Origin of the sequence: Streptomyces sp. NPDC059477 (genome assembly GCF_042749375.1) — a bacterium.
Taxonomy (GTDB): Bacteria; Actinomycetota; Actinomycetes; order Streptomycetales; family Streptomycetaceae; genus Streptomyces.
Genome location: NZ_JBHYUG010000093.1, coordinates 1 through 14,300 on the forward strand (window position 1 = coordinate 1; position 14,300 = coordinate 14,300).

General features: G+C 72.5%; 12 protein-coding genes and 1 pseudogene. 5 read left to right on the forward strand and 8 right to left on the reverse strand.

The window, feature by feature from the left end:
- From ACFXAZ_RS32095 to ACFXAZ_RS32130, 8 genes and pseudogenes are all read right to left on the reverse strand, one after another.
- A pseudogene (locus ACFXAZ_RS32095) lies at positions 1-253 on the reverse strand (cupin); the annotation flags it as partial.
- Positions 254-260: 7 nt separating this feature from the next.
- Positions 261-1,487 carry a cytochrome P450 gene (locus ACFXAZ_RS32100; protein WP_384598295.1) on the reverse strand — a complete coding sequence of 409 codons (1,227 nt, stop codon included), beginning with the start codon at positions 1,485-1,487 and terminating at the stop codon, positions 261-263.
- Complete coding sequence (locus ACFXAZ_RS32105) at positions 1,484-2,584, reverse strand: type III polyketide synthase (protein ID WP_384598297.1); 1,101 nt, start codon at positions 2,582-2,584, stop codon at positions 1,484-1,486. The genes ACFXAZ_RS32100 and ACFXAZ_RS32105 overlap by 4 nt, the downstream gene beginning before the upstream one ends.
- A gap of 156 nt (positions 2,585-2,740) precedes the next feature.
- A complete protein-coding gene (locus ACFXAZ_RS32110; RefSeq protein WP_384598299.1) occupies positions 2,741-2,977 on the reverse strand; it encodes a DUF6213 family protein in 237 nt (78 codons plus the stop codon).
- A 25-nt stretch (positions 2,978-3,002) separates the two neighbouring features.
- On the reverse strand, positions 3,003-4,388 hold the full coding sequence (locus ACFXAZ_RS32115; RefSeq protein ID WP_384598301.1) for an NADP-dependent succinic semialdehyde dehydrogenase: 1,386 nt from the start codon (positions 4,386-4,388) through the stop codon (positions 3,003-3,005).
- A gap of 75 nt (positions 4,389-4,463) precedes the next feature.
- Positions 4,464-4,931 carry an NUDIX domain-containing protein gene (locus tag ACFXAZ_RS32120; protein WP_384598303.1) on the reverse strand — a complete coding sequence of 156 codons (468 nt, stop codon included), beginning with the start codon at positions 4,929-4,931 and terminating at the stop codon, positions 4,464-4,466.
- The gene (locus ACFXAZ_RS32125) at positions 4,928-6,466 is read right to left on the reverse strand and encodes an ATP-dependent DNA ligase (protein WP_384598305.1); all 1,539 of its coding nucleotides are present in this window, start codon (positions 6,464-6,466) and stop codon (positions 4,928-4,930) included. The genes ACFXAZ_RS32120 and ACFXAZ_RS32125 overlap by 4 nt, the downstream gene beginning before the upstream one ends.
- Positions 6,467-6,676: 210 nt before the next feature.
- A complete protein-coding gene (locus ACFXAZ_RS32130; RefSeq protein ID WP_384598307.1) occupies positions 6,677-7,663 on the reverse strand; it encodes an NAD(P)/FAD-dependent oxidoreductase in 987 nt (328 codons plus the stop codon).
- Between the two features lie 78 nt (positions 7,664-7,741).
- On the opposite strand from ACFXAZ_RS32130, the gene ACFXAZ_RS32135 reads away from it, so the two are divergent.
- From ACFXAZ_RS32135 to ACFXAZ_RS32155, 5 genes are all read left to right on the forward strand, one after another.
- Positions 7,742-8,335 (forward strand): helix-turn-helix domain-containing protein, encoded by a 594-nt coding sequence (locus tag ACFXAZ_RS32135; RefSeq protein WP_384598309.1) that lies wholly within the window; start codon positions 7,742-7,744, stop codon positions 8,333-8,335.
- A 214-nt stretch (positions 8,336-8,549) separates the two neighbouring features.
- Positions 8,550-9,560, forward strand: a complete 1,011-nt coding sequence (locus ACFXAZ_RS32140) for an NADPH:quinone oxidoreductase family protein (protein ID WP_384598311.1) — start codon at positions 8,550-8,552, stop codon at positions 9,558-9,560.
- A 131-nt stretch (positions 9,561-9,691) separates the two neighbouring features.
- Complete coding sequence (locus tag ACFXAZ_RS32145; RefSeq protein ID WP_384598348.1) at positions 9,692-10,873, forward strand: acyl-CoA dehydrogenase family protein; 1,182 nt, start codon at positions 9,692-9,694, stop codon at positions 10,871-10,873.
- The gene (locus tag ACFXAZ_RS32150; protein WP_384598313.1) at positions 10,870-11,973 is read left to right on the forward strand and encodes an acyl-CoA dehydrogenase family protein; all 1,104 of its coding nucleotides are present in this window, start codon (positions 10,870-10,872) and stop codon (positions 11,971-11,973) included. The genes ACFXAZ_RS32145 and ACFXAZ_RS32150 overlap by 4 nt, the downstream gene beginning before the upstream one ends.
- 307 nt (positions 11,974-12,280) lie before the next feature.
- Positions 12,281-14,116 (forward strand): C40 family peptidase, encoded by a 1,836-nt coding sequence (locus ACFXAZ_RS32155; RefSeq protein WP_384598315.1) that lies wholly within the window; start codon positions 12,281-12,283, stop codon positions 14,114-14,116.
- Positions 14,117-14,300 lie beyond the last annotated feature (184 nt).

Sequence of the window (14,300 nt, forward strand, 5' to 3'; positions counted from 1 at the left end):
GGGGCTTGGGGTGGGGGGTGGGGTTCGGGGGCTCGACGGCGAGGACGACCACCTCCCCCTCCTGGACGTAGACCCGCTCCGCGGGGGGGGGGGGGCCGCGGCCCCCCCCGTCGAAACCCGGCGGGACCAGCACCTCGAAGGTGGAGGCCGTGCGGGAGTGCGAGCCGGTGACCTTGAAGGTCACATGCTGGGCGGGCGTCTGGACCACCCGGCCGTGGCCGGGCGGTACCAGCAGCCCCTCGGTCGCGGTCATCGGCCGCTCACCAGGCGACGGGCAGGGCCTCGGGCCCACGGATGAGCGCGCCCTTCTTGAACGGCACATCCCGCGGCGCGACGGCGAGTCGCAGCCTGGGCAGCCGGTCCAGCAGGGCGTCGACCAGCAGCTCCGACTCCAGCCGGCCCAGCATGGCGCCGGGGCAGAAGTGCGGGCCGAAGCCGAAGGCGACATGCGGGTTGGGGGAGCGGCCGAAGTCGATGGTCTCCGGGTCGGGGAAGACCTCCGGGTCGCGGTTGGCGGCGAGGTAGGAGACATAGATGGCGTCGCCCGCGCGGACGGTGTGACCACGGATCTCCACGTCCTGCGTCGCGATGCGCGACAGACCCACCGCACTGCGGTGCGGGATGTAGCGCAGCAGCTCATCGATGGCGGTCGGGCGGATCTCCGGCTCGGCGCGCAGCCGTTCGGCCAGCTCCGGGCGGGTCAGCAGGATGTAGAACAGCTGCCCGCTGTTGTTGGTGACCGCCTCGCCGCCGATCTGGAGCAGCACCGCGAGCCCCACGGCCTCCTGGAGCGTCACGTCGTCCCGGCCCACCGCGGCGCCGAGCAGCGAGGTGACGTCCTCACCGGTGCTGTCCTCGCGCGAGCCGATGAGATCGGCGAAGTAGGCGCCCATCTCCTGCTTGGCCCGCTCGCTGACATCGGCGCCGTGCGACGAGGACAGGATCAGCTGGGTCCAGGTGTGCATGCCGTGCCGGTCGGCCGCCGGGACACCCATCAGCTCGCAGATCACCGCGATGGGGAACGGGCTGAGCACCGTCGCGGTCAGATCCGCGGGCGGGCCCTCGCGCAGCAGGCCGTCGATCATCTCGTCCAGCATCCGGCGGGACCTCTCCCGCACCCGCTCCACCCCGCGCGAGGTGAACGCGGGCGCCACCGAGCGGCGCAGCCGGGTGTGATCGGGCGGGTCGAGGAAGCCGACCGCGCCCCGGGCCGGGATGAAGTGCGGGGCGAGCCGGGTGACCGGCCGGTCCATCACCGCCTCCCGGCTGAAGCGCGGGTCGTTGGTCACCATCCGTACGTCGTCGTACCGGGTGACCAGCCAGGCCCAGCCCTCGCCGTTGGGCAGCTGGATCCGGGTGACCGGGCCCTCGTTCATCAGCTCGCGCAGCACCGGGTCGAAGTCGACCCCGGTCAGATCGAGGGCGGGCCAGGGCCGTACGGGGGGTGCGGTCTCGGTGATCGTCTCTTCGGTCGTCTCTTCCGTCATCTCACGCCGTTTCCGTTGGAGCCGTGCCAGCGGCCGAGGCTCATCTCCGCGGTGATGCCGGGCCCGAACCCGGCCAGCAGTCCGCGCGCCCGGTGTTCCGCGCCGCCCTCGTCGAACAGCCTGCGCAGGGCGTCCAGGACGACCGCGCTGGCGATGTTGCCGTACTCGGTGAGCGTCGCCCGGCTGAACCGGAAGGCGTGCGGGTCGACCTGGAGGAACTTGCTGAGGTCGTCGAGAATGCGCGGGCCGCCCGCGTGGACTATGTAGAAGTCCAGGTCGGCCGCGTCCCAGCCGTGCAGCCCCGCGAGGTCCTGAAGGGCCGGTGCCAGCGGCTCCATGGTGGCCGGCACCCGCTTGTCCAGCAGGAAGTGGAAGCCCGTGGAGCGGACGTCGTACATGATCCACTCCTCGGTCTTGGGGATCAGGTACGAGCCGTTGCGCTCCAGCCGGACGCCCGTGCCGCCCTGGCCGCGCACCACGGCGGCGGCGACCCCGTCGCCGAACAGTCCGTTGGACAGCAGCGAACCGATGCTGATGTCGGTGGGCTGGTAGCACAGCGAGCAGAACTCGCAGGCCACGATCAGCGCGTTGGCCTCGGGGTAGGCCGTGCAGAAGTCATGCGCCCGGTTGATCGCGGCGCCGCCCGCCGCACAGCCCAGCTGGGCTATCGGCAGCTGCCGGGTGGTGCTGTCGAAGTCCATCTCGTTGATCAGCCACGCCGTGAGCGAGGGCATCATGAAGCCCGTGCACGAGACGTAGATGATCACGTCGATGTCGGAGGTGAGCAGCTCCGCGTCGTCCAGCGCCTGCTGCACCACCGCCGGTACCCGCGCCTTGGCCTCCGCCTCGTACAGCTTGTTGCGGTACTCGAACCCCGGGTGCTTCAGGGTCTCCTCGATCGGCTGCACGATGTGCCGGGTGCGTACTCCGGTGTTCTCGATCAGCCGGAGCGCCAGCGGCAGTTGGGGGTGGTCGGCGTGGCGCGAGCGCGCCAGCTCCAGCGTCTCCTCCATCGTGATCACGTGCTCTGGAACGGACACCGTGGGTCTGCACAAAGTCGCCATGAACCGTGCCTGCTTTCGCCGTCCGGAAGGCATGCGCCCCCGGTCAGAAGGTGGCCACCCGAAGGGTGGTTCACCAGAGGTGATGACCCCACGATCACCCCTCGGCGCGGCGATCTCGCGCGGAACTACTCCGTCTCGGGGAACGGCTCCCGCGACACGCCCGGGAACGCCGTGAACGCCCGGGAAGGCTTACCCCCGCTGCCCGCTGCTGTGCGCGATGCAGGCCACATCGATACGGTCCGCGAGCTTGGCCAGTTCGATCGTCAGCGCGGCGACGGTGTCCTCGTCCAGCCCGTCCTGCCCGGCCTCGACCAGCCGCAGCCACCGCCCGCCCAAGGTGCGCAGCAGCTTGCTCACATCGACGGCGGTCACCTGCAAGGTCCCGCGGTCGTCGACGATCAGCGGCAGGGTCACTTCGCGGTTCACAAACGGGATGGTAACCGCGCGGTGCTCACCGACCGTGCCAAACGGTGGTGATGTTGCAGAACTCGCGGATTCCGTGCCCGGACAGCTCACGCCCGTACCCGGACCGCTTGACCCCGCCGAACGGGAACGCCGGATGCGAGGCGGTCATCCCGTTGACGTAGACGCCCCCGGCCTCCAGATCCCGGACGAACCGCTCGACGTCGGCCTCGTCGCGGGTCCAGACGTTGGAACTCAGACCGAAGGGCGTGTCATTGGCGATCAGGACGGCCTCGTCCAGGTCACCGGCCCGGTACAGGGTCGCCACCGGCCCGAACGCCTCCTCGCGGTGGATGCGCATCTCGCGGTCGATGCCGGCCAGCACGGTCGGCGGGTAGTACCAGCCCTCGCCCTCGGGACGCTCACCCCCGCACAGGACCGCCGCTCCGGTGCGCCGGGCGTCGTCCACCAGCTCCTCCAGGTCGGCCCGGCCCTGCTCGGTGGCCAGCGGCCCCACGTCGGTGCCCTCCGCCATCGGGTCGCCCACGGTCAGCGCCCGCATGCCCTCGGCGAACCGCTCGGCGAAGGCGTCGTAGACGTCCGTGTGCACGATGAACCGCTTCGCGGCGATGCACGACTGCCCGTTGTTCTGCACCCGCGCGGTCACCGCGACCCGCGCCGCCCGGTCCAGATCCGCCGACGGCATCACCACGAACGGGTCGCTGCCGCCCAGTTCCAGCACCGTCTTCTTGATCATCTCGCCGCAGGTGGCGGCGACCGCCCGCCCGGCCGGCTCGCTGCCGGTGAGCGTGGCCGCCCGTACCCGCTCGTCGCGCAGGATGTCGTCCACCGCGCCCGAGCCGATCAGCAGGGTCTGGAAGCAGCCCTCCGGATGCCCCGCCCGGTGGAAGAGATCCTCCAGGTACAGGGCGGTCTGCGGGACGTTCGAGGCGTGCTTGAGCAGGCCGACGTTGCCCGCCATCAGCGCGGGCGCGGCGAACCGGATCACCTGCCACAGCGGGAAGTTCCACGGCATCACCGCGAGCACCGGCCCCAGCGGCCGGTAGCGGACCCGCACGGCCGCGGCGCCGGAGTCCTCGGCGTCGGCGGCGTCGGGCACCTCGTCGGCCAGCAGCGCCTCGGCGCGCTCCGCGTACCAGCGCATCGCCTTCGCGCACTTCGCCGCCTCAGCCCGCGCCTGCGCGACCGGCTTGCCCATCTCGGTGGTCATCACCCGCGCGATGTCCTCGCGGTCCTCGTCCAGCAGCTCGGCCGCCCGCCGCATCAGCCGCGCCCGGTCGGCGAAACCGCTCTCCCGGTAGGTGCGGAAGGTCGCGGCGGCCAGCTGGAGCCGGCGTTCGATCTCCTCCTCGCCCATGGCCTGGTACGTCTTGAGCGTCTCGCCGTTCGCCGGGTTCACCGTCGCGATGGGCATGGCCGACCTCCTGAAGAGCGACTGTGCTACGACCTTCCCGCGCGGTGCCAGCGACCGCAACGTGTGGCCGTTTCGTCAGCCCAGGTGTGGTGCGAGGCGGTCCAGAAACGTGGCCTGGGCCCTCACGATCAGCTCATGGGCCCGCGCCACGGGGAACCACGCCACGCGGTCCAGCTCGGGAAACTCCTCCGTACGGCCCGAGCGGGGCGGCCACTCCATCGTGAAGGTGCCCGGCACCGCCGCCGCCGGGTCCAGATCGGCCTCGACCGCCCACACCGTGACGACCTTCCCGCCGGTCTGCCGCACCTCACCCAGCGGTACGGGCTCCCCCTCGGGCGGCGCCAGCCCCAGCTCCTCGCGGAACTCACGCCGGGCCGCGTCCCAGGCGGCCTCCTCCGGTCCGTACTCGCCCTTGGGCACGGTCCACGCCCCCGCGTCCTTCCGCGCGAAGAACGGCCCGCCCATATGGCCCAGCAACACCTCGGGCCCCTGACCGATGTGCCGCCGATACAGCAGCAGGCCCGCGCTGCGCTTCCCTGTCATCCGCGGGCCTCCGGATGGGCCGCGAGCAGGCTCTCCACGGTGTCCGCCTCCTCGGGGCGCTTGTCCTCGCGATACCGCACCACCCGGGCGAACCGCAGCGTGACCCCGGCCGGATACCGGGTCGAGCGCTGGAGCCCGTCGTACGCGATCTCCACGACCAGTTCCGGCCTTACGGTGACTCCCCAGCCGTCGTCCCGCACGGCCAGCTCCTGGAGCCGCCCCGTCTGCCAGGTGAGCATGGCGTCCGTCATTCCTTTGAACGTCTTGCCGAGCATCGTGTACGAGCCGTCCGCCGCGCGGGCGCCCAGGTGCAGGTTGGAGAGCTTGCCGGTGCGCCGGCCGTGGCCCCACTCGGCGGCCAGCACCACCAGGTCCAGGGTGTGCACGGGCTTGACCTTGAGCCAGGCCGCGCCGCGCCGCCCCGCGCTGTAGGGCGCGTCGAGGGACTTGCAGACCACGCCCTCGTGGCCGCGCGCGAGGGTCTCGGCGAGGAACGCCTCGGCGGCGGGCGTCTCCTCCGGGCCGCCCACCAGGGTCCGGCGGACCCGCATCGGCTCCGGCACCAGCGCGGCCAGCGCCCGGTGGCGTTCGGCGAAGGGCAGGTCCAGCAGGTCGCGGTCGTCGACGCTGAGCACGTCGAAGAAGACCGGCGAGACCGGGACCGGCCCGGCGGCCGTCGCCACGTCCACGCGGGACCCGACCCGGGAGGCGGTCTCCTGGAAGGAGCGGGGGCGGCCGTCGGGGCCGAGGGCGATGACCTCGCCGTCCAGCACGAACCGCGTGCCGGGGAGGGCCAGGGCGGCGGAGGTCACCTCGGGGAGGCGGTCGGTGATGTCGTCCAGGGTGCGGGTGTAGAGACGGACCGTGCCGCCGTCGCGGTGCACCTGGACCCGGATGCCGTCGAGCTTCTCCTCCACCGCGCACCCGCCCAGCCTGCCGACGGCCTCGGCGACCGAGGCGGCGCTCTGCGCGAGCATCGGCTGCACCGGGCGGCCCACGGTGAGCCGGAACCCGTACAGCGCGGTCGGGCCCTCGGTGAGCAGGGCGCGGGCGACCGGTTGCAGGGAGCCCGCCAGCATCACCGCCCGCCGGACGTCGGCGGGCGGCGCGCCGGTCGCCGCGGCCAGCCCCTCGACCGCCGCCGCGTCCAGCGCGCCCTGCCGCACCTCCCCGGTGATCAGCCCGAACAGGAACCGCTGCTCGTCCTCCGTCGCCGCGCCCATCAGCGCCTCCACCAGGGCGGCCCGCCGCGCCCGCGAACCGGGGCCGGTGGCCTCGGCCAGCTCGGTGAGACGGGCGTCCACCTCGCGGACGGTCAGGGTCGGCGCGGCGGCGGGCGGGACCGGCCGGCCCAGCAGCTTCCACCCGACCCCGAGTCGTCCCTGCGGCAGCCGTCCGGCGAGGTACGGGATGACGATCGGCACGTCCTCGGCGTCCGTCTCCCGGAACAGCTCCGCGAGCAGCGCGGTCTTGCGGGAGCGCGCGGCGGTGGCGGCGACCTCCCGGGACACCTCGGCGAGACGGGTCAGGAGCATTCAGCCATGGTGCAACGGGGTGGGGGTGGGCACACCTTGGTGGGGGCGTGCGGTGGGGGTGTGGTGGGGCGTGCGGTGGGGGTGTGGGCGGGGCGTGCGTGGGTGGGTCCGGTTCGCCGTTGCCGTGCGGTGTCCGGTGTCCGGTGCCCGGTGTCACCCGTTGTCCCCCCCCGGTGGATGGCGTTGGCCACCGCCGGTCATCGGTGGCCGTCACTCGCCCGTCGACGCGTCCAGGTCCGTCATCAGCAGTTCCCCGTTGACGGCCGCCGCCACTCGGTAGCCGCCGCTGACCGCGTGCGGGACCTGCTCGGCGAAGCCCATGGCGTTGCCCGCGGCGTAGACACCGGGCACGGAGGTGAGTCCGTTGGGGTCCACCACGGGGTACGTGCCGAAGGGGGTCTCCTGGAGCTGGGCGCCGAGCCCTTCCAGGAGGCCGGTCCGCGGGATCGCGCGCGGGGCGGTGAACAGCACCTCGCGCGCGTGGACCGTGCCGGCCTTGAGCCGGACGCCGGTCAGCCGGTCGTCCGCGACCAGCACCTCGGCCACCTCGCCGGGCACCACCTTGACGCCCGCCGCGGCGAGCCGGCGCAGATCCTGGTCCGACAGCTCCGCCTCGTCCACGGTGTGCAGGAAGAAGGTCACATCGCCGGACCACTGGGTGACCATCAGTGCCTGGTGCACACTCAGCGGGCTGGTCGCCAGCACGCCGAACGCCCGGTCGCGGACCTCCCAGCCATGGCAGTACGGGCAGTGCAGCACATCCACGCCGAACCGCCCGGCCAGCCCCGGCACCGGCGGCAACTCGTCCCGCAGCCCGGTCGTGACGATCAGCCGGCGTCCGCGCACGGTCCGCCCGCTCGCCAGGGTGACCGTGAAGTCCCCGTGCCCGTCCTCCCGGCCGACGTCCACGGCCGTGTCCCGGACCTGTGCGACCACCTCGTACCGGGCGATCTCCGCACGGCCCAGCGCCAGGAACTGAGCCGGAGGCATGCCGTCCCTGGTCAGATAGCCCTGCATATGGGGGGACGGGGCGTTACGGGGTTCGCCCGCGTCGACCACCAGGGTGCGGCGCCGGGCGCGGCCCAGGACGAGGGCGGCGGACAGCCCGGCGGCGCCGCCACCGACGACGATCACTTCGTAGGGCTGCTCACTGAATGTTCCGGCCATCGAGGCTGCTGTCTCGGCCTTCTCGGTCATGGTGACCACCTCCGGGACCGACCGTGGCCGAACCGATGCGGTATTGACAAATCTCTTTGCCGAACCTGCAATGGCGACATGGGTACGGAAGAGGTGCTGGCCGGAGTCGGGCCGCGGCTGCGGCAGATGCGCAAGGAGCGGGAGGTGACGCTCGCCGCGCTGTCCGAGGCCACCGGCATCTCGGTGAGCACCCTCTCCCGGCTGGAGTCCGGGCTGCGCAAGCCCAGCCTTGAGCTGCTGCTGCCGATCGCGCAGGCCCACCAGGTGCCGCTGGACGAGCTGGTCGGGGCGCCCGCGGTGGGTGATCCCCGGGTACGGGCCGAGCCGATCCACCGGCACGGCCGGACGTACATCCCGCTCACCCGGCAGCCGGGCGGGCTCCAGGCGTTCAAGGTGCTGCTGCCGCACCGCGCGGTGGAGCCGGAGCCGCGTACCCATGAGGGGTACGAGTGGCTGTATGTGCTCTCGGGGCGGGTGCGGCTGGTGCTCGGGGAGCACGATGTGGTGCTCGCGGCGGGGGAGGCGGCGGAGTTCGACACGCGGGTGCCGCACTGGTTCGGGTCCACGGGGGAGGGGCCGGCGGAGTTCCTGAGCCTGTTCGGGCCGCAGGGGGAGCGGATGCATGTGCGGGCGCGGCCGAAGCGGGCGGGTGCGGAGGAGGGTGGGGAGTGATCCTGGGGTTCCCCTGGGTCTGACATTCCCTTGGGTCGGACATTCCTCTGGGGCTGGGATTCCCTTGGGTCTGGGATTCCCCCGGGTTCTGAGGTTACGCCGGTGGCAAGCGACCGCTTAGTATGGCGGTCGATTCGAGCGATGTCGAGTGAGCTGAACAAGCCGGGTGAGGTCGTTCCGGTCCGACCGTCGAGCAGTCCCGCTGGAGGCCCGTATGCAGGCATGGCAGGTGCACGAGAACGGTGAGCCGAGCAAGGTGATGCGGTCGGCGGACGTGGCACCGCCCACGCCCGGCGAGGGTCAGGTGCTGCTCAGGGTGCGTGCCGCCAACGTCAACTTCCCGGACGCGCTGCTGTGTCGGGGCCAGTACCAGGTGCGTCCACCCCTGCCGTTCACCCCGGGCCTGGAGATCTGCGGCGAGACCGAGGACGGGCGCCGGGTCCTCGCCACCCCGGCGCTGCCGTTCGGCGGCTTCGCCGAGTACGCCGTCGCGGACAGCGCGGCCGTGCTGCCCGCGCCCGGGGCGCTGGACGACGCCGAGGCCGCCGCGCTGCACATCGGCTACCAGACCGGCTGGTTCGGCCTGCACCGCCGGGCGGAGCTGGCGGCCGGGGAGACCCTGCTCGTGCACGCCGCCGCCGGAGGGGTCGGCAGCGCCGCCGTGCAGCTCGGCAAGGCGGCCGGGGCGAGGGTCATCGGGGTGGTGGGCGGTGCCGACAAGGCCGCCGCCGCCCGGGACTTGGGCTGCGACGTGGTGATCGACCGGCGTGGCACGGACGTGATAGCGGCCGTCAAGGACGCCACGGACGGGCACGGCGCCGATGTGATCTACGACCCCGTGGGCGGCACCGCTTACGAGCAGTCCACCAAGGTCGTCGCCTTCGAGGGCCGGATCGTGGTCGTCGGCTTCGCGGGCGGCGTGGTACCGCGCCCGGCGCTCAACCATGCCCTGGTGAAGAACTACTCGATACTGGGCCTGCACTGGGGCCTGTACCACACCAAGAACCCCGGGCTGATCCAGCACTGCCACGAGCAGCTCACCGAACTGGCCGCGCGGGGCGCCATAAAGCCGCTGATCAGCGAGCGGGTGGGGCTCGACGGCGCGGCGGACGCGGTGCAGCGGGTCGCGGACGGGGTGACGACGGGGCGGGTCGTGGTGCTGCCGGGACCGGTCGTGGCGGTGCCGGGTGGATCGGCCGGGTCCGGGAAGGGGACGGTTGTATGACCGAGGGGTCGGAGGTGATCGGCGGGACGGGCGCGACCGGCGGGGCTGAAGTGACGGGCCTGACCGGTGTTGTCGGCGCGACCGACTTGGCCGGGACGGTGAACGTGCCGGGGACGGTGAACGCGCCCGGGATGGTCAACGCGGCCGGGCTGCGTCGCCGTACCGCCGCCCTGCTGGAGGCCCACCCACCCGCCACCACCGCCCCGGTCGACTTCCTCAGGGCCCGGTTCGATGCCGGGCTCGCCTGGGTGCACTTTCCCGAGGGGCTCGGCGGACTGGGGGTCTCGCGTTCGCTCCAGGCGGTCGTGGACGCCGAACTGGCCGCCGCGGGCGCCCCCGAGAACGACCCGCGCCGCATCGGGATCGGCCTGGGCATGGCCGCGCCGACGATCCTGACCTACGGCACGGAGGAGCAGAAGCGGCGTTATCTGCGGCCGTTGTGGGTGGGGGAGGAGGTGTGGTGCCAGCTGTTCAGCGAGCCGGGGGCCGGTTCCGATCTGGCGGCGCTCGGCACCCGGGCCGTCCGGGAGGGCGACGACTGGGTGGTCAACGGGCAGAAGGTGTGGACGTCCAGCGCGCATTCCGCCCGCTGGGCCATCCTCATCGCCCGTACCGACCCGGATGTGCCCAAGCACCGGGGCATCACGTACTTCCTGTGCGACATGACCGACCCGGGGGTGGAGGTCCGCCCGCTGCGGCAGATCACCGGGGAGGCCGAGTTCAACGAGGTGTTCCTGACCGATGTCCGGATCCCCGACTCCCGGCGGCTCGGCGGGATCGGCGACGGCTGGCGGGTCGCCCGGACCACGCTCGACAACGAGCGGGTCGCCATCGGCGGCATGCGGCTCCCCCGCGAGGGCGGCATGATCGGCCCTCTCGCGCGGACCTGGCGCGAACGCCCCGAACTGCGCACCCACGATCTGCACCAGCGGCTGCTGACCCTGTGGGTCGAGGCCGAGGTCGCCCGGCTCACCGGCGAACGGCTGCGCCAGCAGCTCGCCGCCGGCCAGCCCGGCCCGGAGGGCGCCGGCATGAAGCTCGCCTTCGCCCGTCTCCATCAGGAGATCAGCGGCCTGGAGGTGGAACTCCGGGGCGAGGAGGGGCTGCTGTACGACGACTGGACCCTGCGCCGCCCCGAACTCGTCGACTTCACCGGCCGCGACGCCGGGTACCGCTATCTGCGCGCCAAGGGCAACAGCATCGAGGGCGGGACCAGCGAGATCCTGCTGAACATCATCGCCGAGCGGGTTCTGGGCCTGCCCGCCGAACCGCGCACCGACAAGGACGTCGCCTGGAAGGACCTCGCCCGATGACCGAGCCTCGCCCCGCTGGCCTCCTCCACTCGGAGGAGGAAGAGGCCCTGCGGGCGGCCGTACGGGATCTGCTCGCCGACCGCTGCGACACGGCGTCGGTGCTCGCCCGTACCGCGTCGGACACACCGCACGACCTCGCGCTGTGGAAGACGCTGACCGGCGAGATGGGCCTCGCGGGTCTGCTCGTCCCCGAGGAACTGGACGGACAGGGCGCCACGCACCGGGAGGCCGCCGTCGTCCTGGAGGAACTGGGCCGGGCGGTCGCGCCCGTGCCGTATCTGACCAGTGCCGTCGTCGCCACGGAGGCGCTGCTGGAGTGCGGCGCCGACGACCTGCTGACGGAGCTGGCGTCCGGGACGTCGGTCGGCGCGCTCGCCGTGGGGCTGCACACCGCTCCCGACGCCGCCTTCGGGACCGTACGGGTCGAGAACGGCACCCTGCGCGGGGAGTTGTCCGGCATCGCGGACGCGGTCGTCGCCGATGTGCTGCTCGTGCCGGCCGACGACGGCGGGCTGTACGCGGTCGCCGCCACCGCCGTCACTGTCGTACCGCAGGTGGCGCTGGATCTGACCCGTCCGCTGGCCACGGTCGTGCTCGACGGGGTGTCCGGCGGGCGCCGACTGGGGGAGGCCGGGCCGGCCGTGCGACGGGCCCTGCGGGCGGCGGCCGGGCTGCTGGCCGCCGAGCAACTGGGCGTGGCCGACCGGGCGCTGACCGACACGGTCCGGTATCTGAAGGAGCGCAAGCAGTTCAACCGGCCGGTCGGCGGCTTCCAGGCGCTCAAGCACCGGCTGGCGCAGCTGTGGCTGGAGGTCGTCCATCTGCGGGCCGCGTCCCGCGCGGCGGCGGACGCGCTGGCCACGGGCGAGGACGTGGACATCACCGTCGCGGTCGCCCAGGCGTACGCGGCCGGGGTCGCCGTCCACGCGGCCGAGGAGGCCCTCCAGTTGCACGGCGGCATCGGCATGACGTGGGAGCACCCGGCCCATCTGTACCTGAAGCGGGCCAAGGCGGACTCGATCGCGTACGGGACGGCGGGGGCGCACAGGGAGCGGCTGGCCGCGCTGCTGGCTCTTCCGGCGCCTTGTCCTTGTCCTTGAGGCCGGCCCTCCTGGTGCCTTGTCCTTGAGGCCTTCGGCCCCTTTGCTGCCCCGAGGCTTCGCTCCGTGGGGTTCTGGAGAGCCGGCCCGAGCCGGTGAGGGCGGCGCGGCGATCCGATCGTCCTCCCCGGTCCTGCCGGTCCTGCCGGTCCTGCCGGTCCTGCCGGTCCTGCCGGTCCTGCCGGTCCTCCCGGTTCTCTCGGTCCTCCCGCCCCGTGTCGTTCCGACGAGCCCGTGACGGTTGAGCGGAAGGCGCCGATAGGGTCCCCCTCGTCTGATCATCAGTGCTGCAACCGGGGGTACCGGCATGTCCGCATCCATGTCCAAGCCGAGCCGCAGATCGGCTCTCGCCGCCCTCGTGGGGGTGGCGGCGGGAAGTTCGTTGCCGCTCGCCTCGTCCGCCGTCGCGGCCACGTCGGCCACGTCGGCCACGCCGACCGCGACGACCACGACCGCCACGACCGCCACGACGACCGCGACGTCCGCCGTGCCGACGGTGCCAGGCGGGCGGCTCCCGATGGTGCTCGACCCGACCGACCCGTGGCACTTCGGCGCCCACCCGGCCGGGGCGCTGACCACCCGTACGCTCGCCGGCACCCCCGTCCTCCTGGAAGTGTCCGACGGACAGGGAGTGCTCGCCACCCTCACCACCGGTGCGAGGACGGTCACGCTGCGCGGACCGAAGCGCTGGTTCACCGAGCAGAAGAAGCCGTTCTCCGACGCCTTCTCCCGGACCCTCCCCACTGGCCAGACCGGCTGGGGCTCCTCCCCCGGCGGCGGTAAGTGGTCCACCCACAACGGCACCGACGCCGACTACTTCCTGGAAGGCGGCCGGGCCGCCATACGCCTCACCGCCGCCAACGCCAGCCGCCATGCCCTGCTCCCCGACAAGGCCGTGGGGGACATCGACGCGCGCGCCCGTTTCTCCTTCGACAAGGTGCCCACCGGCGCACCCGTCTCGCTCGCCCTCACCTTCGCGGCCACGGACGTCAACAACCACTACCGGGCCCGGCTGAACATCACCCCGGCCGGCGAGGTCCAGCTCCTGATGGAGAAGGAACTGGCCAATGCCACGAGCACGTTGAGCCCGGCCGTCACGGTCGGCACCGGCTTCGCCGCCTTCGACCACTGGTGGGTCCGGGTGGAGAGGACCGGTGACGTGCTGCGCGCTCGCGCCTGGTCGCACAGCACGCCGGAGCCGACCACCTGGCACCACATCCTGCGCGACCCCGAGAAGGACCCGGCCAAGGTTTTCGGCTCCGGCACCCTCGGCGTCCGGGCGCTGGCCTCCTCCGGCGCCACGGTGCCCCTGGAGGCCCGCGTCTACGACTTCGACGTGGTCTCGGCCGAGTGGACCGACCCGCCGGTGATCAGCCACGACACCTGGGTACGGGTGCTGCCCGCGCCCTTCGACGGCAGTTGGGACCCCGCCCTGGAGCAGCAGATCCGCGCCTGGGCGGGCGACACCTCCCCCGACGCCCTCGCGTATGCCTCGATGTTCCGGCCCTTCGCCCCCGCCGTGACCGACCCCGCGCTCCAGGGAGCCCAGGTGCTCGGCACATCCGGGTACAGCGAGCCGGACGCCGCCGGACTGCGCTTCATCGGCGCCGACTTCCACGAGTACATGGGGCTCGACTGGACCTTCCCCGCGAGCGGCGAAGGTCCAGTGGCCGCGGAGCCGCAGTTCAAGGGCCACCTCGACTGCTCGGGCTTCGTTCGGATGGTCTACGGCCACCACCTGGGCATCCCGATGGTCGGCTCCCAGAACTTCGACGGTCGCAACCTGCCCCGCACCGCGAAGAACCAGTCCGCCTCCGGCCCCGGCGTGGTGGTGGCGCAGGCCACCGGCGCGGCACCGTCGCTCGCCTCGCTGCGGATCGGTGACGTGGTCTTCTTCGACGCCACCGACGCCGAGCCCGACGACCCCGAGACCACCGACGGGGTGGTCGATCACACCGGCATCTACGTCGGGGAGGATCAGCACGGCGGTCTGCGCTTCGTCTCCAGCCGCAAGACGCCGAACGGGCCGACCCTGGGGGATCTCGGAGCGAAGTCGATCCTCAACGGCAAGCAGCCGGTTCCCGCCGAAGGCGTCAAGGGCGATCTGTACACCGCCTCGCTGCGGGTGATCCGCCGGTTCTGACGGCGATGGGTTCACGCCCGGCCGGGGACACTCCCACCCGGCTGGGCCCACCGCGCTCGCAGTCGGTCAGGGATCTTCCCCCGCAAGAAGCCCAGCACAACCCCCAGCCCACACACCACCGGAGACCACCCAAGACCACCCACCAGAACAGGCACCAGAACAGGCACCTCAAGAAACCAGCCAC

Bases quoted from the DNA above. Each gene is read 5' to 3' on its own strand.
- ACFXAZ_RS32155 (WP_384598315.1), top strand. From the start codon at position 12,281: ATGTCCGCATCCATGTCCAAGCCGAGCCGCAGATCGGCTCTCGCCGCC.
- ACFXAZ_RS32125 (WP_384598305.1), bottom strand. From the start codon at position 6,466: ATGCTCCTGACCCGTCTCGCCGAGGTGTCCCGGGAGGTCGCCGCCACC.
- ACFXAZ_RS32145 (WP_384598348.1), top strand. From the start codon at position 9,692: ATGGTCAACGCGGCCGGGCTGCGTCGCCGTACCGCCGCCCTGCTGGAG.
- ACFXAZ_RS32140 (WP_384598311.1), top strand. From the start codon at position 8,550: ATGCAGGCATGGCAGGTGCACGAGAACGGTGAGCCGAGCAAGGTGATG.
- ACFXAZ_RS32100 (WP_384598295.1), bottom strand. From the start codon at position 1,487: ATGACGGAAGAGACGACCGAAGAGACGATCACCGAGACCGCACCCCCC.
- ACFXAZ_RS32135 (WP_384598309.1), top strand. From the start codon at position 7,742: ATGGGTACGGAAGAGGTGCTGGCCGGAGTCGGGCCGCGGCTGCGGCAG.
- ACFXAZ_RS32150 (WP_384598313.1), top strand. From the start codon at position 10,870: ATGACCGAGCCTCGCCCCGCTGGCCTCCTCCACTCGGAGGAGGAAGAG.
- ACFXAZ_RS32120 (WP_384598303.1), bottom strand. From the start codon at position 4,931: ATGACAGGGAAGCGCAGCGCGGGCCTGCTGCTGTATCGGCGGCACATC.
- ACFXAZ_RS32105 (WP_384598297.1), bottom strand. From the start codon at position 2,584: ATGCCTTCCGGACGGCGAAAGCAGGCACGGTTCATGGCGACTTTGTGC.
- ACFXAZ_RS32115 (WP_384598301.1), bottom strand. From the start codon at position 4,388: ATGCCCATCGCGACGGTGAACCCGGCGAACGGCGAGACGCTCAAGACG.
- ACFXAZ_RS32130 (WP_384598307.1), bottom strand. From the start codon at position 7,663: ATGACCGAGAAGGCCGAGACAGCAGCCTCGATGGCCGGAACATTCAGT.